Source organism: Xanthomonas sp. 3793 (genome assembly GCF_024806835.1).
Classification (GTDB): Bacteria; Pseudomonadota; Gammaproteobacteria; order Xanthomonadales; family Xanthomonadaceae; genus Xanthomonas; species Xanthomonas arboricola_F.
Window position 1 is genome coordinate 517,875 of sequence record NZ_JANTYU010000004.1, and the last position, 21,036, is coordinate 538,910.

At 66.4% G+C, this 21,036-nt stretch carries 18 protein-coding genes and 1 pseudogene; 8 read left to right on the forward strand and 11 right to left on the reverse strand.

What is annotated here, in order from left to right; all coding sequences use genetic code 11:
* Nucleotides 1-354 precede the first annotated feature (354 nt).
* Entirely contained in the window at nt 355-912 is a 558-nt protein-coding gene (locus tag FHY18_RS15740; protein ID WP_259156734.1) for a fasciclin domain-containing protein, read from the forward strand.
* A 299-nt stretch (nt 913-1,211) separates the two neighbouring features.
* Here the strand turns inward: FHY18_RS15740 and FHY18_RS15745 are convergent, their stop codons facing one another.
* The 4 genes from FHY18_RS15745 to FHY18_RS15760 form a co-directional block, all read right to left on the reverse strand.
* On the reverse strand, nt 1,212-2,651 hold the full coding sequence (locus tag FHY18_RS15745; protein ID WP_259156994.1) for a UdgX family uracil-DNA binding protein: 1,440 nt from the start codon (nt 2,649-2,651) through the stop codon (nt 1,212-1,214).
* A gap of 428 nt (nt 2,652-3,079) precedes the next feature.
* Nucleotides 3,080-4,324 carry a putative DNA modification/repair radical SAM protein gene (locus FHY18_RS15750; RefSeq protein ID WP_259156736.1) on the reverse strand — a complete coding sequence of 415 codons (1,245 nt, stop codon included), beginning with the start codon at nt 4,322-4,324 and terminating at the stop codon, nt 3,080-3,082.
* Nucleotides 4,325-4,491: 167 nt separating this feature from the next.
* Nucleotides 4,492-5,298 carry a class III extradiol ring-cleavage dioxygenase gene (locus FHY18_RS15755; RefSeq protein ID WP_259156738.1) on the reverse strand — a complete coding sequence of 269 codons (807 nt, stop codon included), beginning with the start codon at nt 5,296-5,298 and terminating at the stop codon, nt 4,492-4,494.
* 25 nt (nt 5,299-5,323) lie between these two features.
* Nucleotides 5,324-5,734 carry a DoxX family protein gene (locus FHY18_RS15760; RefSeq protein ID WP_259156739.1) on the reverse strand — a complete coding sequence of 137 codons (411 nt, stop codon included), beginning with the start codon at nt 5,732-5,734 and terminating at the stop codon, nt 5,324-5,326.
* A gap of 105 nt (nt 5,735-5,839) precedes the next feature.
* Here FHY18_RS15760 and FHY18_RS15765 point away from each other — a divergent pair, with 105 nt between their 5' ends.
* The 5 genes from FHY18_RS15765 to FHY18_RS15785 all read left to right on the forward strand — a co-directional run bounded on the left by FHY18_RS15765 (nt 5,840) and on the right by FHY18_RS15785 (nt 11,825).
* Entirely contained in the window at nt 5,840-6,736 is an 897-nt protein-coding gene (locus FHY18_RS15765; protein WP_259156740.1) for a LysR family transcriptional regulator, read from the forward strand.
* 233 nt (nt 6,737-6,969) lie between these two features.
* Entirely contained in the window at nt 6,970-7,539 is a 570-nt protein-coding gene (locus FHY18_RS15770) for a flavodoxin family protein (protein ID WP_259156742.1), read from the forward strand.
* Nucleotides 7,540-7,679: 140 nt separating this feature from the next.
* Nucleotides 7,680-8,675 (forward strand): aldo/keto reductase, encoded by a 996-nt coding sequence (locus FHY18_RS15775; protein WP_259156744.1) that lies wholly within the window; start codon nt 7,680-7,682, stop codon nt 8,673-8,675.
* A gap of 234 nt (nt 8,676-8,909) precedes the next feature.
* Nucleotides 8,910-9,605: a glycosyltransferase gene (locus FHY18_RS15780; protein ID WP_259156746.1), complete on the forward strand. Its 696-nt coding sequence runs from the start codon at nt 8,910-8,912 to the stop codon at nt 9,603-9,605.
* Between the two features lie 150 nt (nt 9,606-9,755).
* On the forward strand, nt 9,756-11,825 hold the full coding sequence (locus tag FHY18_RS15785) for a M13 family metallopeptidase (protein ID WP_259156995.1): 2,070 nt from the start codon (nt 9,756-9,758) through the stop codon (nt 11,823-11,825).
* Nucleotides 11,826-12,081: 256 nt separating this feature from the next.
* On the opposite strand, the gene FHY18_RS15790 is transcribed toward FHY18_RS15785, so the two are convergent.
* Nucleotides 12,082-13,008, reverse strand: coding sequence for an oxygenase MpaB family protein (locus tag FHY18_RS15790; protein WP_259156748.1), 927 nt, complete (start codon nt 13,006-13,008; stop codon nt 12,082-12,084).
* A 582-nt stretch (nt 13,009-13,590) separates the two neighbouring features.
* Between FHY18_RS15790 and FHY18_RS15795 the strand changes: the two genes are divergently transcribed.
* A complete protein-coding gene (locus tag FHY18_RS15795; protein ID WP_259156750.1) occupies nt 13,591-14,190 on the forward strand; it encodes a hypothetical protein in 600 nt (199 codons plus the stop codon).
* A 204-nt stretch (nt 14,191-14,394) separates the two neighbouring features.
* On the opposite strand, the gene FHY18_RS15800 is transcribed toward FHY18_RS15795, so the two are convergent.
* The 5 genes from FHY18_RS15800 to FHY18_RS15820 all read right to left on the reverse strand — a co-directional run bounded on the left by FHY18_RS15800 (nt 14,395) and on the right by FHY18_RS15820 (nt 18,975).
* Nucleotides 14,395-14,685, reverse strand: a complete 291-nt coding sequence (locus tag FHY18_RS15800) for a hypothetical protein (RefSeq protein ID WP_259156751.1) — start codon at nt 14,683-14,685, stop codon at nt 14,395-14,397.
* A gap of 29 nt (nt 14,686-14,714) precedes the next feature.
* Entirely contained in the window at nt 14,715-16,310 is a 1,596-nt protein-coding gene (locus tag FHY18_RS15805; protein ID WP_259156752.1) for an APC family permease, read from the reverse strand.
* Between the two features lie 180 nt (nt 16,311-16,490).
* A complete protein-coding gene (locus tag FHY18_RS15810) occupies nt 16,491-16,862 on the reverse strand; it encodes a hypothetical protein (RefSeq protein WP_259156753.1) in 372 nt (123 codons plus the stop codon).
* Nucleotides 16,863-16,909: 47 nt separating this feature from the next.
* Nucleotides 16,910-17,686: a LytTR family DNA-binding domain-containing protein gene (locus tag FHY18_RS15815; RefSeq protein ID WP_259156754.1), complete on the reverse strand. Its 777-nt coding sequence runs from the start codon at nt 17,684-17,686 to the stop codon at nt 16,910-16,912.
* Nucleotides 17,683-18,975 (reverse strand): histidine kinase, encoded by a 1,293-nt coding sequence (locus tag FHY18_RS15820; RefSeq protein WP_259156757.1) that lies wholly within the window; start codon nt 18,973-18,975, stop codon nt 17,683-17,685. Before FHY18_RS15820 ends, FHY18_RS15815 begins: the two co-directional genes overlap by 4 nt.
* A gap of 339 nt (nt 18,976-19,314) precedes the next feature.
* Here FHY18_RS15820 and FHY18_RS15825 point away from each other — a divergent pair, with 339 nt between their 5' ends.
* Nucleotides 19,315-20,523 (forward strand): FAD-dependent oxidoreductase, encoded by a 1,209-nt coding sequence (locus tag FHY18_RS15825; protein ID WP_259156758.1) that lies wholly within the window; start codon nt 19,315-19,317, stop codon nt 20,521-20,523.
* Nucleotides 20,524-20,568: 45 nt separating this feature from the next.
* Here FHY18_RS15825 and FHY18_RS15830 read toward each other — a convergent pair.
* Nucleotides 20,569-20,764 (reverse strand): annotated as a pseudogene (locus FHY18_RS15830) (hypothetical protein).
* Nucleotides 20,765-21,036: the final 272 nt, after the last annotated feature.

The window sequence follows — 21,036 nt, forward strand, 5'->3', positions numbered from 1 at the left end:
GCAAGGCCATAGACAATAACGGCACTGGCCAACGTCGCTTCTGCCGATGGCGAACATTCGTGCCGCTTTGGGCGGTTGTGACAATGGCGGCGACACGGTCTGATCGCGCATCGCCTGCAGTGCAGTTGCCTCGTCGCGTCTTCCACACGATCGCTCGGCCTGCACCGCTATCGCCGATCGAACAGACTCAACCATGGGCGAGGCGATCACGGCTAGCGACGACGGAGCTGCGGAGCCGCTGCAACGCAGCATCTTCTTGTAAAGACTGCGTGATGCATCCGCGCCGCAGTGGGCCGCGTATCCAGATCCACGATTGCCATCCAGGTAATCGCTCACCCAAAGGATCGATGCCTCATGAAGACCTCATTCCAGTCGCTTGCCCTCGCCACCGCCATTGCCCTGACCAGCGCAGTGGCTCCCGCTTACGCTGCGTCCAATCCGATGGTGGGTGGCGCGCCGATGCTGGCCACCAAGGACATCGTCGACAACGCGGTCAACTCCAAGGATCACACCACGCTGGTGGCAGCCGTCAAAGCCGCTGGCCTGGTGGACACCCTGAAGGGCCCGGGCCCGTTCACCGTCTTCGCCCCGACCAACGCTGCGTTTGCCGCGTTGCCGGCCGGCACGGTGGACACGCTGTTGAAGCCCGAATCCAAGCCGACGCTGACCAAGGTCCTGACCTACCACGTGGTGCCGGGCAAGGTGGACGCCGCCTCGTTGATCGCCAAGATCAAGGCCGGTGGCGGTAGCGCCACGCTGACCACCGTGCAGGGCGAGCCGCTGACCGCCAAGCTCAATGGCAAGAAGGTCACCCTCACCGACGTCAAGGGCAACACCGCCACCGTCACCATCGCCGACGTCAATCAGAGCAACGGCGTGATCCATGTGATCGACAAGGTGCTGATGCCGTAACTGCAGATACATCGCTGGCGCCTGATCGTCCCACCGATGCAAGCCGGTCGAATCTGCGTCGGCAGGTAGCGCACGACACATGCGCTGGCGCCTGATCGCATGGCGCATTGGTGGGCAATCGTTGCGACCGCAATCTGGTCGTGTCCACTGGCGCATCAACGCACCGATTCATGCGCGTCCATTTGCAGGATGCGCCAACCAACCGCAAAGCGGCGGTAACGAGGTCGCCGGCATGCCGGCGACCTCACTTGGTGTCTTGTTTCTCCGACACCATGCGCGTGCATTTGCACGCGCTTTTTTTATGCGTCGGCCGGACTGCCCGCCTTCCCCGGCGGCGCCAACAACTGCCGCAGGTCCTCAACAAAGCCGCGATAGCCTTCCTCGCGCGCCACGTCGGTGCCTTGCCGCAGCACCCAGGACGGATGCACGGTCGCCAGTACCGGCGTGCCGTCGTCCAGCCGTTGCCATTGCCCACGCTGCTGCATCAAGCGAAAACCCGCCCCCAGCACCGCCTGCGCTGCGGTCGCTCCAAGACAGACGATCTGCGCGGGGCGCAGCTGCGCACGCTCGGCATGCAGCCAACCATTGCAGGCCTGCACATGCGCACGCTCGGGATTGCGATGCAGGCGGCGCTTGCCGCGCTGTTCGAAGCGAAAATGCTTGACCGCATTGGTCACGTAGAGCGCCTTGCGGTCCACGCCCAGCTCGCCGAGCGCCATGGTAAACAGACGCCCGGCCGGGCCCACGAACGGACGCCCGCTCAGATCCTCTTCGTCGCCGGGTTGTTCGCCGATGACCATCACCGACGCGTCGTCCGGCCCTTCGCCGAACACCGTCTGCGTGGCCGGCTGCCACAGCTCGCAGCGACGACAGTCGCGCGCCGCCGTGCGCAACTGCGCCAGGCTTTGCGTTGCAACGTCCAGCACAGGCGCGGGCGCCACCGGCAGGCGCCGCCGTACCGGCTCGGGCGCACGCTCGGCCATCTCGCGCACCCGCACACCGGCCTCGCGGATCAACTCCGGAAGCAGCGCCGCTTCGGGCAGGTTTTTCCAGTATTTTTGCGGCATTTCCTGCCGCATCATGGTGGGGTTGAGCCGCGCGGGATTGAAGATATGCGCGTAGTACGTGCGCCATAAGGTTTCCTGCGCGTCGTCGGCAGGCACCTGCGAACGCACCGCACCATCGCCGAACGACAACGCTTCACCATCCCAACGCACGCTGCGGTAAGGCGTGAGGATCGCCCACTGCATGCCGGCAAAGCGTCGCGCGAAGAACGGCGCCACCCGATCCACGATGCAGTACTCGGGCTCGAACCAGGCGACGAACGCCTCTTCTTCCCCGGGCAGGCGGCGGAAGCGCACAAACGCCTTCATCTTGTGCGTGTCGCGCTGCACGGCCTTTTGCCACTGTGCAAGCCGGTGCACATCCGCATCGGTGGCGCGCTCCAGCAGCGCCTTCTCACCCGAAGCGATTCGCCACAACAACCGGTACAGCACCGCATGCCGCTGCGGATCGCGATGGCACAGCACCGACGCAGCCAGCTGCATGAAGTCCGCCGACACCCGTGGTGGTGGCACGCTCACCGGCAAATCCAGCAGCCCCTGCCCCATCAATAGCCCGCCCTGCGCACCACCGTTCCATGCCACATCGTCCGGCTCTACCTGCGCGCACCATCCCGCCCGCGCCAGCGTGCGCCATGCTTCGAAACTCCACGGTGGTTCGACCTCAGCGCTGAACATCATCACACCTGACCTGAAGAGTTCCGATCCAGCCGTCGCTTCGCCGCCGGCCCTTCGCTTGCGTTTTGCTTCGTTGTTGCTGTCTTTGCAGTTGGCACTGCTGTTATCGCGTTGCCGCTTTCCAGCCATTGATTTTGCTCCAACACCTCGCCTTGGAGCGAACCGACCACCGCAACGGTGCGTGACCGCACAGATGCCCTGTCTGGATGCAGCGAACCTGGGTGCCTTGCCGCGTATGGCGAGAAACATGGGGCACCGGTGCGGCGTCATTGCACCGGATCGCGTCAGGCGACGGCGGTCCTGGCGCAGGGGTTCGGCGGCCTGGATCGTGGAGTGATGGAAGCAGCCAGGCACGTCCGGGTCAGGCGCGCGGCCGTCCCCTCATCCGCGCTTCGGGCACCTTCTCCCGATGGGAGAAGGCATAGACATCAATCGAACAAGCTTGCCTGCCGCGGCGCAGGCGCCAACTGCGCCCTCAGTCGAACCGGATCGTCCAAGCGCTGACGTGGATGGTGGTCCAGCACACTCACAAACGGCAGCAGCTTCTTCATCGGTACCCGCAGCCGCGCCAGGTCGCCCACCCGCAACCGCGCATGCCGGCGCGACAACAGCAGCCGCTCCACATTACGGGTGCCCAGACCAGGCACCCGTAACAGCATTTCGCGCGGCGCCACATTCAGATCCACCGGAAACCGCTGCGGATTGCGTAGCGCCCAGGCCAGCTTGGGGTCCACATCCAGATCCAGCATGCCGCTGGACTGGGCAGGCGCGATTTCTTCGACCGAAAACTCGTAGAACCGCAGCAACCAATCGGCCTGATACAAGCGGTGCTCGCGTTGCAGCGGCGGCGCCTGCAACGGCAACTTGGACGAGGCATCCGGGATCGGGCTGAAGGCCGAGTAATACACCCGGCGCATGCGGTAGTTGCCATACAGGTTGTGGCTGGTGTCCAGGATGCTGCGGTCGTTGGCATCGTCGGCGCCAACGATCATCTGCGTACTTTGCCCGGCCGGCGCAAAGCGGGGCGGCTTGGCCCGGCGCACCTTTTCTGCCTTGCGCTCCAGCTGGTTTTCTTCGATGCGCCAACGCAGCTCGCCCATCGCCGATCGAATACCGCCGACGCTTTTTTCCGGCGCCAGCAAGGTCAGACCCTGCTCGGTCGGCAACTCCACATTGATGCTCAGCCGGTCGGCATAGCGGCCGGCCGCAGCCAGCAGCTCGGGCGCAGCGTCGGGAATGGTCTTGAGATGGATGTAGCCGGCAAAGCGGTGCACCTCGCGCAGCTGCCGCGCCACTTCCACCAGCTGCTCCATGGTGTAGTCGGAGTTGCGGATGATGCCGCTGGACAGGAACAGGCCTTCGATGTAATTGCGCTTGTAGAAATCCAGCGTCAGCGTGACCACTTCTTCCGGCGTGAAGCGCGCGCGGCGCACATTGCTGGACACGCGATTGACGCAGTAGGCGCAGTCGAAGATGCAGAAGTTGGTCAACAGGATCTTCAGCAGCGACACGCAGCGGCCATCGGGCGTGTACGAGTGGCAGATGCCCATGCCTTCGGTACTGCCGATCCCGCCCGTCCCCAGCGAATTGCGCTTGTTGGCACCGCTGGAGGCGCAGGAGGCATCGTATTTGGCGGCGTCGGCAAGGACGGCGAGCTTGTCGAGGATTTTCACGCGAGCAGCATGCAGCCAAGGCGTCTCAGCCTATGAGACTGCACCGCAGCCTATCGTGAATGCTTCAGAGCGCTGCGGTGTAGCGATGACGCCGTTAGCGTGGTGCCAAAGCGGTGCCTTCATCGCCGCAGGGCCGCCACGATGACGGCACCGCCCTGACGACCGGATCAGGCCGCAATCGCCGCATCGCCGTCGAAGCGATACAGATCCATCGCCAGGAAGCCTCCGTCGATGCCGGCGTCGATCCGCTGCGCTCCGAGGTGGACGCTGCCTGCCGCGCCCATCGCGACATACAGCGGCAACAGGTGCTCGTCGCTGGGATGCGCGCGCTCGGCATACGGCGCCTTGCGGCGATAGTCGAGCAACGCGCCGATGTCGTTTTCCAGCAGTTTGCGTTCGGTCCATTCGATGAAGGGCCGTACATACGGCGCCTCGCGCTCGGCACCATACCCATGGCGGGCATCGTGCAGGTTGTGGGTAATGCTGCCCGAGCCGATCACCAGCACGCCCTCGTCGCGCAGCGGCGCCAATGCGCGCCCAACTGCAAACTGGTGCGCAGGGCCAAGCTCGGGCTGGATCGACACCGACACCACCGGGATGTCGGCCGCCGGGTACAGCAAGCGCAGCGGCACCCACACCCCGTGGTCGAAGCCGCGTTGCGGGTCCAGCTGCGGATGCAGGCCGGCCTGTTCCAGCCGCCGGGTGATCTGCTGCGCCAGCGCAGGCTCGCCGGGGGCGGGATACTCCAGCTCGTACAACGGCGCAGGAAAACCGCCGAAGTCGTGGATGGTGGGAGGCAGCGCCGCACCGCTGACCAGCGGGCGACGGCCCAGCCAGTGTGCCGTGGCGACGACGATCGCGCGCGGCCGCGGCAAGAGCTGACGCAGTTGTTCCAGACGCAATCCGACCTGGCCGGGCTGCAACGCCGTCATCGGCGATCCGTGCGAGATGTACAGCGATGGCAGGCGGCTCATGCGTGGCTCCTTGAAATGACCGACATCAGCGCGCCGGCTTCAGCGCGAATGCGCCATCGCCCAATAGCGACTGCACGACCAGCAACACCGCCCACAGCGCCGGGTACTCCCAGCCGCCACCGGGGTTGGAAAAACCGAATCCGTTGGCGCCATGCACGCTGACGATGGTGCCCAGCAGCAGCGGTACGCCCAGCAGCGCCGTCCAGCGCGCGTAGACGCCCAGCAGCAGCGAAAGGCCCAGGCCCAGTTCCAGCACCATGCTGAGGTAGGCCAACGCCCCGGGCAGACCCAGCGACTGGAAGTAAGTCACGGTGCCGGCCGGGGTGAACACCAGCAGCTTGGTCAGGCCATGCACCAGGAACAGCACGCCCAGGCTGATGCGCAACAGCGCCGCGCCATAGGCGGCCGTGCGCGGGATTGCGGGGTAATCGGACATGACGGGACTCCATAGACGACTAGCACAGCCTATTCCCTACAGAAATCTGATAAATACGTCGGAATCGGATAATTTATTGCGCTGAAAGAAACAATCGGAGCGCCGATGGATACCCTCGATGCGATGCGCGTGTTCACGGCGGTGGCCGAACGCAGCGGCTTCAGTGCCGCAGCCGATGCGCTGGGCCGCTCCACCGCCAACGTCACCCGCCAGGTGGCCGCGCTCGAACAACGCCTGGGCACGCGCCTGCTCAACCGCACCACGCGGCGGGTCAGCCTGACCAGCGCCGGCACCGCGTATTACCAGAGGTGCCTGCAGCTGCTGGCCGATCTGGACGACCTGGAAGCCACCATCGGGGCGCAGGCGCTGGAGCCGTCCGGGCTGCTGCGGGTCAATGCACCGGTGAGCTACGGGATCGAGCGGCTTGGGGCGCTGCTGCCCGGCTTTCGCGCACGCTACCCGCAGGTGGACCTGGACCTGTCGTTATCCGATCGCCTGGTCGACATGGTCGAAGAGGGCTTCGATGTCGCCATCCGCATCACCCGCCAGCCGGCGCCGATGCTGATCGCGCGGCAACTGGGCAAGGTACGGCTGCTGACCTGCGCATCGCCCGCCTATCTGGCGCGCGCCGGCACGCCGAAGCACCCGTCCGATCTGGCCGGTCACGAATGCCTGCTCTACCACTATTCGCCCAGCGGCGACGAGGTGCGCTTCCACGGGCCGGACGGCGAGGTCGAGGTACGCATCCACGGCGGGCTGCGCGCCAACAACGGGCATGTGCTCAATGCGGCGGCGTTGGCCGGCCAGGGCATCGTGATACAACCGGACTTCCTGGCCGATGCGCATATCGCCGGCGGCCGCCTGCTGCGCATCCTGCCCGAGTACGAACTCGGCGAGATCGGCATCTTTGCGGTATACGCCAGCCGCAGCCATCTGGCGCCGAAGGTGCGCAGCTTCATCGACTACCTGCTCGAATGTCTGGCCGGGCCGGCGGCCGGCTAAACGCTTGGCAATATGCGGCAGCAGCCGTCAGTTGGGGGGCAGGGCGCGCTCGGCAGCGGAATGTGCGGGCGATCCCTGGTGCACCAACTGCACAGCCGCGCCCGTCTGGTGGCTATGCGGTCGGTGCATTGGCCACCCCAAGCGGCCCCGGCAACAGTTCGTCTCGCACGTGGTCATTCATCTGTCGCGGCCGGTGTGCGCACAATCGGGCTCCCCCTTCAGCAGGAGCGTCCATGAGCAAGATCGCCATCGTGTATTTCAGCGGCTACGGCCACACCGTCAAGCAGGCCGAAGCCGTGCATGCAGGGGCCGCCAGTGTCGGCGAGGCCACGCTGTACCGCATCGACCAGGACGGCAACCTGCCCGACGACGCCTGGGAGGCGATCGGCGCCGCCGACGCGATCATCTACGGCAGCCCCACCTACATGGGCGGGCCGGCCTGGCAGTTCAAGAAGTTTGCCGATGCCAGCTCCAAGCCGTGGTTTGCGCAGGCATGGAAGGACAAGGTCGCCGCCGGCTTTACCAATTCCGCGTCGGTGAATGGCGACAAGTACGCCACCATCCAGTATTTCTGGACCTTGTCGCAGCAGCACGGGCAGGTCTGGATCGGCACCGGTCTGCCGCCGTCCAACACCAAGGCGCACGGGCCGCAGGACGTCAACTGGACCGCCGGCTGGGGCGGCGCGCTGGCGATCTCGCCGTCGGACGCATCGCCGGAGGAAGCCCCGCGCAGTGGCGATCTTGAAACCGCCAGGCTGCTCGGCAAGCGCGTGGCCGAGTTCGCCAGCAAGCTCAAGGCCTGATCGAAGCGCACCCCAACCCGCGCAGATCGGCAGCCTTGGCCTGCCGATCTGCGCGGGTGGTGCGTGATGGCATGGGCCACATCGCGCTAACGCGCGCCACGCCATTCTCCCCGCCTACTTCGCTGCACGGAGCCCCCACCATGCAAACCCGCACGCTTGGCCGTTCCGGCCCCACCGTTTCCGCCCTCGGCCTTGGCTGCATGGGCATGAGCGCGTTCTATGGCGATCGTCGCGATGAGGCGACCTCGATTGCGGTGATCCATCGCGCGCTCGACCGCGGCATCAGCCTGCTCGACACCGCCGACATGTATGGCCCGCATACCAATGAAATACTGGTGGGCAAGGCGATCGCATCGCGCCGGCACGAAGTGTTTCTGGCTACCAAGTTCGGCATCAAGCTCGACCCCAACGACCCGTCGGTGCGCGGCATCGACGGCAGCCCGGCCTACGTGCAGTCCGCCTGTGACGCCAGCCTGCGCCGTCTTGGCGTGGAGCACATCGATCTGTACTACCAGCATCGCGTGGATCCCAACGTGCCGATCGAAGACACCGTCGGTGCGATGGCACGTCTGGTCGAACAGGGCAAGGTGCGCTTTCTCGGGTTGTCGGAAGCGGCCGCAACCACCATCCGCCGTGCGCATGCCGTGCACCCGATCACCGCGGTGCAGACCGAATACTCGCTGTGGTCGCGCGAGCCGGAAGACAACGGCGTGTTCGCCACCGTGCGCGAGCTCGGCATCGGCTTCGTGCCTTATTCGCCGCTGGGCCGCGGCTTCCTCACCGGCGCGTTCTCATCGCCCGACGACTTCGAGGCCGACGACTACCGCAGGCATTCGCCGCGTTTTCAGGGCGACAACTTCACCCGCAATCTGCAGCTGGTGGCGCAGGTCAAGGCAATCGCCTCCGACAAGGGCATCACGCCCGGGCAGCTGGCGCTGGCGTGGGTGCTGGCGCAGGGCCAGGACCTGATCCCGATTCCCGGCACCAAGCGTCAGGCCTACCTGGACGAGAACATCGCCGCACTGGATGTGGCGTTGATGCCCGACGAACTGGCGCGCATCGATGCGATCTTCCCGGCGCAGGCCGTGGCCGGCACGCGTTACCCCGAAGCCATGATGGGCGCGCTCAACCGCTGAGCGGTGACCGCGTAGCCGCAGCGAACGCTGCGGCTACGCGCTGGCTAGCACAAGCATGCTTGCATAGTGATGCCCCCGAAGATTTGGAGCGGCAGACATGCGTGCATCGCCCCGACAGGCGCCTCCGGCCGAGCACGGCGTGAGCGTGCCGGCTGCATGCACTCACGCCCCCGCATCGCGGCTGCTTGCACACTCGGCGCACCATCGCTCATCCCGTGCCCACACCACGCTCCCATGCTGTCTTTCGTGATTCCCGCCCATGACGAGGCTGCGCTGATCGGCCAAACGCTGCAGTGCCTGCACGCCTGTGCGCAGGCACTGCAGCTGGACTACGAAGCGATTGTGGTGGCCGATGCCTGCGAGGACGCCACCGCACTCATTGCGCGCGACAACGGCGCACAGGTACTGGAAGTACAGCTGCGGCATATCGCCGCCACCCGCAACGCCGGCGCGCAAGCCGCACGCGGCGAGCGCCTGCTGTTTCTGGATGCCGACACCCTGATCAACCCGCAGGTCGTCGGCGCCGCACTGGCCGCGCTGGATGCGGGCGCGGTGGGAGGTGGTGCGCAAGTACATCTGCAGGGCGACCGGGTGTGGTTCGAACGTGCAGCGCAGGCCGCATTCGGCTGGTTTTTCCGCGTCGCCGGCATCGCGCCAGGGTGCTTTCTGTTCTGCACGCGCGTGGCCTTCGTCAGTGCAGGCGGCTTCGATACGCAGTACTACGCTGGCGAAGACGTCGCCTTGAGCCGCGCGCTGGCACGCTGCGGGCGCTTCGTGATCCTGCGCCAGACCGTCCACACCTCCGACCGCAAGCTGCGCAGTTTTTCCAAGCGCGAGCACCTGGGCCTGCTGTTGCGATTTGTGTGGCGCGGGCGCCGCATGCTGCAGACCCGCGATGCGCTGGGCTTCTGGTATCAGCGACGGCGCTGAACCGAGCGTGTCCGCAGCGCGCCAGGATGCGGCGACACCTGCCCTCAAACCGGGACGTGGCTGCACATGCCACTTACACTGCGGTCCTTGTTCCTGGTTTCCGAGTTGCGCCGCATGGCTTCCTTGCACCGCCCTGTCCTGATCGCTGCCATGGCTGCCGCGGCATTGACCACCGCAGCCTGTCACCGCGATGGCGTGGCGCCGGCGGCCGACACCCGCACCCCCCCCGCCCCCAGCACGCCCAAGCTGGGTGATTTCGGCTTCGATATGGCGGGCATGGATCGCAGCGTGGCGCCGGGCGAGGACTTCTTCAGTTATGCCAGCGGCAACTGGGTCAAGACCACGCAGATTCCCGACGACCGCTCCAGCTTCAACAGCTTCGTCAGCATCGCCATCGACACCGAGCGCCACAGCCGCGACATCATCGAAGGCGCTGCGGCCAACGACCGCGTCACCGGCGAAGACAAGCAGATCGGCGACTATTACGCCGCCTACATGGACGAAGCCAGTATCGAGACCAAGGGCGTGCGGCCGGTGCAGCCGGAGCTCGACGCCATTGCGCAGCTGGAAGACAAGCAGGCGCTGGCACGCACCCTGGGCGGGCAGCTACGCGCCGATGTGGACTTGCTCAACTCGACGAATTTCTACACCGACCGTCTGTTCGGCCTGTGGGTGTCGCAGGATCTGCACAACCCCGACCGCTACGCGCCGTACCTGGTGCAAGGCGGCCTGGGCATGCCCGAGCGCAGCTTCTACCTGGACGGCGGGCGCATGGCGCAGCTGCGCGAGGCCTACCGCGCCCACATCGTCAAGGTGCTGGACCTGGCCGGCATCGACGATGCCCAGGCCAAGGCCGAGCGCATCCTTGCCCTGGAAGTGGCCATCGCGCGCGTACACGCCACGCCCGAGCAGACCAACAATGTGCAGGCGGGCGCAAATGCCTGGAAACAGGCCGATTTCGCACGTCATGCGCCGGGCCTGGAGTGGGCGCTGTTCTTCGACGCCGCCGGCCTGAGGGCGCAGCAGGACTTCATCGTCTGGCAGCCGCAGGCCGTACGCGGGCTGTCGGCGCTGGTGAAATCCGAACCGCTTCAGACCTGGAAGGACTATCTGCGCTTCCGCGCGCTGGATCGTGCATCGCCGTATCTGTCCAAGGCGTTTGCCGATGAGCGGTTTGCGTTCTACGGCACTACGCTGGAAGGCACACCGCAGCAACGCCAGCGCTGGAAGCGCGGAATCGACGCGACCAACGCCGCCTTGGGCGAAGCGGTGGGCAAGCGCTATGTGCAGAAATATGTCAGCGCACAGACCAAGGCCCGCGCCGAAGAGATGGTCAAGAATCTGATCACCGCATTCGGCAAGCGCATCGACGCGCTGGAGTGGATGACTCCGGAGACCAAACGGCATGCCAAGGCCAAGATCGCCGGATTGACGGTGGCGGTGGGCTACCCGGACAGCTGGCGCGACTACAGCGCGCTCGACGTGCGTCGCGACGATCCGCTGGGCAACGTGGAACGCGCCGGCCTGTTCGAGTATCGCCGCAACATCGCCAAGCTGGGCAAGCCGGTCGATCATCGCGAGTGGTACATGTTGCCGCAGGAGGTCAATGCGCTGAATGTGCCGTTGGAAAATCGCCTGATCTTTCCCGCCGCGATCCTGCAACCGCCGTTCTTCGACCCGGCTGCCGACGATGCGGTGAACTACGGCGCGATCGGCGCGGTGATGGGGCACGAAATCAGCCACAGCTTCGACAACATGGGCGCGCTGTTCGACGAACACGGCGAGCTGCACAATTGGTGGACGCCACAGGACCTGAAGAAATTCGAGGCCGCCGGCAATGCGCTCGCAGCGCAGTTCAGTGCGTACAAGCCGTTCGACGATCTGAGCGTCAACGGCAAGCTGACGCTGGGCGAGAACATCGCCGACGTTGCCGGCCTGGCCACCGCGTACGACGCCTACCAGCTGTCGCTGCAGGGCAAGCAACCGCAGACCATCGATGGTTTCAGCCCGGACCAGCGCTTCTTCCTGGGGTTTGCGCAGGCCTGGCGCGGCAAGTACCGCGACGTCGCGCTACGCAACGCCGTGCTCACCGACGTGCACGCACCCGGACGCTTCCGCGCACAGACCGTGCGCAATCTCGATGCCTGGTATCCGGCGTTCAATGTGCAGCAGGGCGAGCAGTTGTATCTGCCGCCGGAGCAGCGGGTGCGGATCTGGTAGCTGGTGCCTGGCAGTGATGGCTGGCGCGTGTGACGCACAGCGGGATCCATGGGCTGGAGTACTTCTCTACCGTACCCTCACCCCGACCTCTCGCGCCGGGAGAGGGGCTTGAGAGCAGGATTTGGCGAGGGTCTCGACGCACGCAGCGGGCGGGCCCCTCTCCAGCCGTGAGAGGGCTTGGGGTGAGGGTACGGCCACATGGCGCACTATCCCCCGCGCTACATCACCGCCCTGCACACCAGGCAGGCACCCGCACTCATCGCTCCCCAGGCCACTGCAGCAACATCGCCGGTGGCAACTGCATGCGCCTGCAGGCACGGGCCGATAGCCCATCGCGCAATGCGGTGCGGAACAACGGCGACAAGCTGCGCAGCAGCCGGGCCGATGCCCGTGCCTGCACGCGCTGGGTGGTGCTGCGACCCAGCATGTCGCTGGCCCAGCCCGGCAGCAACGCAGTGCCGGCGCCGAGGAAGACGCCGCGCGACAGCCCTGCCGCAGGCACAGGCAGCTCGATGCCGGTGAGAACATCGAGCACTTCGCGCGAGCGTGCGTCCATGCGCAACTCGCCACGCAGCGACGCAAAATACGCGTCCACCGCGGCTTCGCTGGCGGGCACGTCGGCGGCGCCCAGCGCTTCGGCCACGCGTCGCGCTTCGTCGTAATAGCGGTCGGCGATCGCGCCAGGCACATCGCGGCAATAGCGCCGGCAGCCCTGCAGAAAACCGTAGGCTTCGGTCACATGTACCCAGGTCAGCAGCGCCGGATCGTTGGCTTCGTAAGGCACGCCGTCGGCGGTGTGACCACGGATATGCGCGTGAATGCGCCGCACGCGCGCGATCAGCTGCTCGGCTTCGGCCTGCGGCGCGTAGGTCGTGCCCGCCACGAAGTTGGTGGTGCGCCGCAGCCGGCCGACCAGGTCGGCGCGGAAGTTGGAATGGTCGTAGACCCCGGCCAGCGCGCGCGGGTGCAGCAGTTGCAGCATCAAGGCGCACAAACCGCCGGACAGCATGCCGGGAAATTCGGAGTGCACGCGCCAGGTGACGCTGTCGGGCCCGAAGATCCCGGGGTCGCCCAGCGGCCGATCGTATTCGATGGTGCTCTGGCCACGCGGAAACGCGCCCAGCACCCAGCGGCGGATCTGTTCGGCGGCGGGGGCAGTGAGGGTACGCAGGACGGCAGACATGCGGCGATGATACGGGTGCGCCTGTACGACCATGTCAGCGCAGCTACGGTTGGCGCAGGCGCTTCATCCGCCGATCCGCGCAGGCAGGCCACCGCGTTTCTCGCAGTCGGGCCGGCCGGCGCGTCTATGCGATCGAAGCGCCAGCAGGGCGCTGAACAATCGCCAGCGCGGAGGAGCTGAAGCGAAAGGATGCCGACACACGAATGGCACGGCGGTGGCGCCGGCGCTTCGCTGGCCGATCTCATCCGCACGGACGCCAGGGTCCAACCCATCGCCACCCAAGTCGGTCGTGCACGTGACCACCGCACTCCCAGGTGTGCAGTGCAGCAAGACTGGCCACCCGACGCACGCGCAATCTGGCGCCATCGCGCCCAAACCAGCTGAATTCAGCGTTTTGTGCACGGTTGCGCAACTTTGCGCGGCGACAGGTTCGCATCAGGCATTGCCATGCACGGCGAAAGTGCTAGAACTAGAGCCGTCCGATATCGGCCATGCATTGCACGGCACGTCGGTCGCTCCAAGGGCCCCGGCCACCGCCGGTGCAGCAAGTCGTTCGTACCAGCCATCCGTCAGGAGCTTGTCATGATCGCTTTGTTCCAGGGTTTAGGCCTGCTATTGCAGGACAACGCACTCCATCGGCGCTCCTTCGACGAACAGGTCGTCTACTGGCGCGACAAGACCGACACCCAGCTCGACGAAGAACTCGACCTGCTCAAGGTGGCCAAGAAACAGTGGGTGATCGCCTCGATCATCGGCTGGCAGGCCATTTCCCTGGTACTGCTGGGCGTGATCACCCACCAGCTGTGGCAAAACGACTATCACCTGACTTTCAGCCGGGTGGTGATCATCTTCACCTCCTGGGCGTCGATCCTGTTCGTCATGTGGTACATCGCCGACCTGTTCGACCACAGCGCCGGTTTCGAGCGGTGGTTGCGCGCCTTCAACAGCCGCGCGCGGGTGACCCCGGATGCCGACTCGGTCGAGTGCGTTGCCGACGCGCTGGACATGACGCGCCGCTACCCGGAAGTACTGCGCTACAAGCAGGAAGTGACCTCCAGGCGCGAGCTGCGCCACGAGGACATCGTCAACATGCGTGAGATGGGCCGCTTGCGCCGCTACACCGAACTGCTGCGCGATCTGGACCGCTTCGATGGCGCGCCACGGCTGGTGGCCAATTCCTGAAGCCGTGGACACGGATCACCCACCCGGATGCCCGCTTCGAATGCAAACGGCCGATGGAGTTCCATCGGCCGTTCTGCATTTCAACACCGACACCTCACCCTGATCCGGACGCACGCTGGGTCCGTCGCGTCGCTGTGTCATCGCCTTGCGTGAGCCGTTTAGGCAGGAATCGAATGACGCGGCGGCGCCAGCGTGTTCGAACGACTAGAACGCAATCACACGAACGGGGCCGGCAAAGTCATCGGACAGTTGCTCCGCCAGGAACACCGCATCCTCCAGAGACTCGTCGGGACCATGCGCCGCTGTAAGCATGAAGTACGGTGCCGAGCCATCTCCTACGCACAGGTCATCGATCAGGTCCTCGATGCGCTCGGCATCGACGCCGACCACACCGACGTAGGTGACCCCTTCAGCGATCCAGTCGGCGACCAGGGCGGCCAGCCCCGGCCGTTCGCCGTGCAGTGAATGCAGGACGATCTTGCGCGGATTCGGCATTGCGGTTTAAGCCAGCTGCGCAGCCCCACTCAGGCCCGCGCAACCGCCTGTTCCACCGACGGGGTACGCCAGCCGCTGCGCACGCCCCAGATGTAGAACACCGCGCCGACTGCAGCGACCACCGCCAGGTCGGTGCCATAGCTCAGGTAGCCATGGCCGCCGAAATCGCTGCTGCCGGCCCAGGACAGCAGCGCGATCACCGGCAGGTAGCAGATCATCCAGGCCGCGCCCTTCAAGTTGCGGCGCAGGTCCGGCCAGCCCTGCTTAGCCTGGTAGTAGCAGTACACCGGCAGCGCCACGACCATCAGCAGGATGATCTCGCCGGTCAGCGGCCAGCGCGCCCAGTACAGCAGCTCGGTGGCCATCACGAAGGCCACCCCGGCCAGCACCGGCAGCGCGGCGATGCGCAGCGGGCGATGCAGCTCCGGTGCGTGGCGACGCAGCGCCATCGCGCTGATCGGGCCGGTGAGGTAGGAAATGATGGTCGCCACCGAGATCACCGCCGCCAGCGTGCCCCAGCCGCGGAAGAAGAACAGGAACACGAACGACACCGCCAGGTTGAAGAACATCGCCATGCGCGGCACGCCCCAGACCGGGTGCAGCTTGCCCAGCACGGCCGGCATGGTGCCGTTCTTTTCCATGCCGTAGACCATGCGCGCGGTGGTCGCGGTATAGGTGATGCCGGTGCCGCTGGGGCTGACGAAGGCATCGATGTACAGCAGCATCGCCAGCCAGTGCAGGTTGACGATGATGGCCAGCTCGGCGAACGGCGAACGGAAATCGATGCCGTGCCAGCCGGCCTTGGCCAGCAGATCCGGCGGCACCGCGCCGATGTAGGCCACCTGCAGGATCACGTAGACCACCGTGGCCAGCGCGATCGAACCCAACACCGCGAACGGAATGCTGCGGCCCGGGTTGCGCGCCTCGCCGGCCAGGTTCACCGGGCTCTGGAAGCCGTTGAAGCTGAAGACGATGCCGGCAGTGGCCACCGCGGTGAGCACCGCGGCCAGGTCGATCACGTGCGCATCGCCATGGATGCCGACGCTGAAGTTCTCGCTGTGGAAGCCGCTGGCGATCAAGGCCACGCCGGTCGCCGCCGGCACCACCAGCTTGAACACGGTGATCAGCGTATTGGAGCGCGCGAACAGCTTGACGCTCCAGAAGTTGAGGAAGAAATACACCAGCACCAGCACCGCCGAGATCAGCAGGCCGGGCACCGACAGTTCCCCCGCCCCCCCGGGTGCCTGCACATACAGGCCCTGCGCCCAGGCCCATGGCCAGGACGCCATGTACTGCACCGAGGCCTCGGCTTCGACGGGAATGACCGAGACGATCGCGATCCAGTTCGCCCAGCCGGCGATGAAGCCCACCAGCGAGCCGTGCGAGTAATGGCTGTAGCGCACCATGCCGCCGGATTCGGGAAACATGGCGCCCAGCTCGGCATAGGACAGCGCGATGGTGGTGATGATCGCCGCGCCCAGGATCCAGGCCCAGATCGCACCCGGACCTGCCAGGCCGGCCGCGCGCCAGGCGCCGAACAGCCAGCCGGAGCCAATGATCGAGCCCAGCCCGGTGAGCATGAGCGCAAAGGGGCCGACGTCGCGGCGCAACGAATGTTCGGACATGAGAGCCTGGCAGTGAGGGCGCCGTGAACCGGCAACAAGCCGGCAATGATCGCAGAAGCGACCGCTTGCCGTCAGTGCGTATTCAGTCTCAGCGCGACGCTACCGGGCGGCGACGCGCCTCTCGGTGCGGCTGCCGCAGATCTTCCGGCCGCCGCGATCCGCGACGACAGCGGCCATGGACTAACCCTGGCACCGGGCAGTGGGCGCATCGCGGCCCACGCAGGTGTGCGCCGCCGCCGGAAGGCCGTGCAGCGCACGGACCTGGCCGGGCAGCAGCGCGAAGCTGTCCAAGGTCTTGCGCGCACACACCGGCGCCGGCGTGCCGCCGCTGGCGCTGGCAGCCGGGCAGCGTTCTTCATAGATCAGGTAATGGCACTGGCCGCTGCTGCTGGCCAGGCAATGCACATTGGTCTCGGCATCGGTGACCTGGGTCTTGCTGAAGAGCAGGTCGCGGCCATCGCTGGTGGCGCGGGTGATCGAGGTGGTGCCGTTGCGTTCGTGGCAGCCGGCCAGGGCGAGCAGGCAGTAGACCAGGGAGGCGATCAGGCGCATGGAGGCAGTCCTTTCGTGTCGATGCGGGATGGGGGAGATCAGGGGGATTACATGCCGCGGAACAAGGTCATGAACGGCTGGCTGACGGTGAGCGTTTCGCTGCGCCCGCGCAGTGCCAGCCGGCCCTTGCCGGTGTCCTCGCGCACCACCGAGGCGACCGCCTTCATGTTGACGATGGTGGAGCGATGGATCTGCTTGAACACCTGCGGGTCCAGCACGTCGAGCAACTCGCGCAGCGGCGTGCGCAGGATCGCCTCGCCGGCGGCCGTCATCACCGTGGTGTATTTCTGATCGGCCTGGAAATACGCCACCTCATCCACTGCGATCAGGCGCGTCTCGCGGCCGCTGCTGGCGGTGAGCCAGGCCAGTGGCGGCGCGGCACCGGGCGCTGCCGGGCGTGCGGACAGGCGCTGCAGGAGCGTTTCCAGCAGGCCGCTGTCCGGCTGACCGGCGGCGGCGCGTTGCTGCACGCGTTGCCAGGTGGCCTGCAGGCGGTCGCGGTTGATGGGCTTGAGCAGGTAATCCACCGCACCGTGTTCGAACGCATCGATGGCGTACTGATCGTAGGCGGTGACGAAGACCACCTGCGTGCGCGGGCTGACCTCGCGCATCGCACGTGCCACCTCGATACCGGTGAGGCCAGGCATGCGGATATCCAGAAACACCACATCCGGTTGCTGGGTGGCGATGGTGTCCAGCGCGCTGGCCCCGTCTTCGCATTCGCCCACCACTTGCAGCTGCGGACACACCTCGGCCAGCAGCGCGAGCAAGGACTGCCGCAGCAACGCTTCGTCCTCGGCAATCACCGCACGCAGCGCGCTCATGCCTGCACCTGCACGGCCGTGGCGGCGGCGGGCAGCGGCGGCGGGCGCGGCCCGTCCGGTTGCGCCGGCAAGGGCAGCGTGATCGTGGCAGCCACGCCGCTGGGGAAATTGGACACGATGGCAAAGCTGGCGGCGCCGGCGTAGATCAACTGCAGCCGCTCGCGCAGGTTCTTCAGGCCGATGCCGGTGCCATGGCTGTGGGTGTTGAAGCCCTGGCCGTCGTCGGCCACGGTCAGCGTGGCCTGGCGCTCGTCCAGGCGGCGCGCCAGGATCCACACCGTGCCACCACCGGGCTTGGGTTCGAGCCCATGTTTGATGGCGTTTTCCACCAGCGTCTGCAACATCATCGACGGCAGCTGCAGGCTGCGCAGTTCGTAGGGCACTTCGACCTGCAATGCCAACCGCGCGCCCATGCGGATGCGCAGGATTTCCAGATAGGCCTGGGTACGTTCGAGTTCTTCGCCCAAGGTGGAGGTGGCATCGTCCGCACTGGGCAGCGAGCGGCGCAGGTACTGGATCAAGTGCCCGATCATGATGTCGGCGCGCGGCGGGTCGGTGCGCGCCAGTACCTGGGCGCTGGCCAGCGTGTTGTAGAGAAAGTGCGGTTCGACCTGCGCATGCAGCAGGTTCAAGCGCGCCACGGCCAGCTCCTTCTCCATCACCGATTGCTCGGCGGCGGCCTGCTCGTCGCGACGTTGCTCGCCGACCCGGCGCACCACCGCGCGATTGATCGCCTCGGCGTTTTCGAAGTTGCTGCCTTCGTCCACCGCAAACAGGTCCACCCAGGCGCCGGCATCGGGCTCGCACAACACGGTGACGCTGCTGGTGCCCTGCCCCGGCGCAATCGTCACCAGCACCTGGTTGTGGGTGATGGCAAAGCGCGCAAACAGATTCCAGCGCGAGGGCTTGCGGCCTGCATACGGATCGATGCGGCGGATCTTGGCGCGGATCAGCAGGCTGCCGGGCGCACTTTCGATGTCCTGTACGCGCGGCAATGCGCGCACCGCCTCTTCCACCACCGCAAAGCTGGCCTGCACCTCCAGCGGCACCTCGATCTGCCGACGCTGGCGGGTGGACAAGGTGGCGTGATCCAGCCGCCCGGCGATCAACCGAACCCGCCGTACATGCGTGATTGCACTCATCAAGGCCAGCGCCAGCAGCACGATGCTGATCAGGCTGAAGAACGCACCGACCGAGTCGAACAGCTGCGCCCACATGATGCTGGCCACCACCAACGCGGCGGCCCAGGCGAACACGATACGCACGATCAGAAAGACGCTGGCAGACACAGGCGGCAACTCGTCGGAGATGGGACGGGAGCGAGCATAGCCGCCGCACGCCACTGCGAAAGCCCCTGGCGACGAATGGCCCCCAGCGCCACCTCAAATGCCGGGATCGCAGGACGAAACCCGACCTGGACGGTCGGCAGGGCGGGACCTGCGCGGTATGCTCGCCAGAGCCAGGCAACCGGACGCCTGCCTGGTGGCCGTGCGCCATGCGGCCGAGCACGCTGTGCTGCCAGCGGCGATGCGTTAGCCTCGGCCGGCACCGCCGTGTTGCCGCGGGACGCCGGCGCCGCTCCCATCGCAACGGGTCGCCCCACCTCCACATCACCTCGCAGGAGTCGCATGCACCGCCGTCATTTTCTGCACAGCGCAGGCCTTGCGCTTGCGGCTGCTTCGACCGGCAGTTGGGCTGCCACCGGCAAGGCTGCCATCGCGCCGTCCACAGCGTTGCCGGCATCCGACGCGCTGCCGCTGCCGTTCGCTACCGCGCCTGCACTGGCGCCGATCCGCGCAGCGGTCGATCGCATCATCGCCATCGATGGCTGCACCCGGCCGTTCCGTGCGCAAGGCCCGCGCATCGAGGCAGAACGCATCGGGCGCAAGACGGTGGTGCACAACTACGGGCACGGCGGCAGCGGCTGGTCGTTGTCGTGGGGCGCAGCCGAACACGCATTGCGACTGGTGCGCGCGGCCGATGCCACCGTGCGCGAGCTGGCGGTGATCGGCTGTGGCGCAATCGGGCTGACCACGGCGGTGGCTGCCCAGCGTGCCGGCCTGCGCGTACGCATCTATGCGCGCGAGCGGCTGCCGGACGTGCGCTCGTTCTATGCCACCGGCGTGTGGTCGCCGGACTCGCGCGTCTGCACCAGCGATCACGCCAGCGCCGACTTCAAGACGCGCTGGGAAGAAATGGCGCGGATCTCCTTTCGCCGGTATCAGACCCTGCTTGGCTTGCCCGGCGAGCCGATCGAGTGGCGCGATGGCTACGCGCTGTCGGATGTGCCGTTCGATCAAGCGGTCGCCTCGGCAGAAGCGCACGAGCCGGACTACCCGCCACTGGAGCGCACGCTGCTGCGTGACCTTGGCCCGCGCTCGCAAGCACTGGCCGCCGGCAGCCATCCATTCCCGGTGCCGTTCGTGCGTCGCTACGGCCAACTGACTTTCAACATCAGCGCGTATTCGCGGCTCTTGCTGCAGGATTTTCTGCAGGCCGGCGGCGAACTCCACACACGCAGCTTCGACCACCCACGTCAGTTCGCCGACCTGCGCGAGAAAATCGTGGTCAATGCCACCGGCTACGGTGCGCGTGCGCTCCTGGGCGACGACAGCGTGATTCCGGTGCGCGGCCAGACCGCACGTCTGATCCCGCAGCCGGAGGTGACCTACGGGCTGGTCTGGCGCGGCCACAATCTCAATGTGGTGCCGCGTCGCGATGGCTTGCTGGTGCAGGCGCAGGGCAGCAACGACTTCAACAACGCCGATGCCGCGCCCGATCGTGCGGCATCGGAAGCGGCAGTGCGCACGCTGGCGCAGTTGTTTCCGACCACCTGAGCAAGGCGGGTTGTCGCAGCGCCATGCGTTGCGCCCCCCAAACGCTCACCCATCGCCGAGTGAGGCGTTCAAGGCAACGGCCAATGCGGCATCGCCATTGACCAGCGCGTCCCACCGCAGGCTCACGCCCTTGCGCTTGCCTTTCTCCACCAGCTTCAGGGCCGTCGGGGTCGATGATCAACGTATAGGCCTGATCGCCGATCTGCAGTTCGCGACGTAACGGTTTATCCAGCGGCGTCATATGACCTCTCATGCGGGCGTACGAACTGCGTTGTAGCGCATCGGTCTGCACCGCATGCACACGCCGTGCCCACATGCCTGCCACCGCGGTGTGCTGCCCGCGCGCGGCCATCGGCATCTCGGCAAGACCGGATCCCTGGTGACGCCCCTGCGTATCCGCGCGACCCGGCGCAGGCGAACGCGGCGCCCTCCCACGCAGCAACCACTGCCAGCCGGCGCGGTGCGCGCGGACTGGCGCTCGCGTGAGCGATGCGTGTACGCAGGGCCTTATGG

Bases quoted from the DNA above. Each gene is read 5' to 3' on its own strand.
- FHY18_RS15745 (WP_259156994.1), bottom strand. From the start codon at position 2,651: ATGTTCAGCGCTGAGGTCGAACCACCGTGGAGTTTCGAAGCATGGCGC.
- FHY18_RS15740 (WP_259156734.1), top strand. From the start codon at position 355: ATGAAGACCTCATTCCAGTCGCTTGCCCTCGCCACCGCCATTGCCCTG.
- FHY18_RS15770 (WP_259156742.1), top strand. From the start codon at position 6,970: ATGAGCAAGATCGCCATCGTGTATTTCAGCGGCTACGGCCACACCGTC.
- FHY18_RS15765 (WP_259156740.1), top strand. From the start codon at position 5,840: ATGGATACCCTCGATGCGATGCGCGTGTTCACGGCGGTGGCCGAACGC.
- FHY18_RS15760 (WP_259156739.1), bottom strand. From the start codon at position 5,734: ATGTCCGATTACCCCGCAATCCCGCGCACGGCCGCCTATGGCGCGGCG.
- FHY18_RS15785 (WP_259156995.1), top strand. From the start codon at position 9,756: ATGGCTGCCGCGGCATTGACCACCGCAGCCTGTCACCGCGATGGCGTG.
- FHY18_RS15805 (WP_259156752.1), bottom strand. From the start codon at position 16,310: ATGTCCGAACATTCGTTGCGCCGCGACGTCGGCCCCTTTGCGCTCATG.
- FHY18_RS15795 (WP_259156750.1), top strand. From the start codon at position 13,591: ATGATCGCTTTGTTCCAGGGTTTAGGCCTGCTATTGCAGGACAACGCA.
- FHY18_RS15790 (WP_259156748.1), bottom strand. From the start codon at position 13,008: ATGTCTGCCGTCCTGCGTACCCTCACTGCCCCCGCCGCCGAACAGATC.
- FHY18_RS15775 (WP_259156744.1), top strand. From the start codon at position 7,680: ATGCAAACCCGCACGCTTGGCCGTTCCGGCCCCACCGTTTCCGCCCTC.
- FHY18_RS15755 (WP_259156738.1), bottom strand. From the start codon at position 5,298: ATGAGCCGCCTGCCATCGCTGTACATCTCGCACGGATCGCCGATGACG.
- FHY18_RS15800 (WP_259156751.1), bottom strand. From the start codon at position 14,685: ATGCCGAATCCGCGCAAGATCGTCCTGCATTCACTGCACGGCGAACGG.
- FHY18_RS15780 (WP_259156746.1), top strand. From the start codon at position 8,910: ATGCTGTCTTTCGTGATTCCCGCCCATGACGAGGCTGCGCTGATCGGC.
- FHY18_RS15810 (WP_259156753.1), bottom strand. From the start codon at position 16,862: ATGCGCCTGATCGCCTCCCTGGTCTACTGCCTGCTCGCCCTGGCCGGC.
- FHY18_RS15825 (WP_259156758.1), top strand. From the start codon at position 19,315: ATGCACCGCCGTCATTTTCTGCACAGCGCAGGCCTTGCGCTTGCGGCT.
- FHY18_RS15815 (WP_259156754.1), bottom strand. From the start codon at position 17,686: ATGAGCGCGCTGCGTGCGGTGATTGCCGAGGACGAAGCGTTGCTGCGG.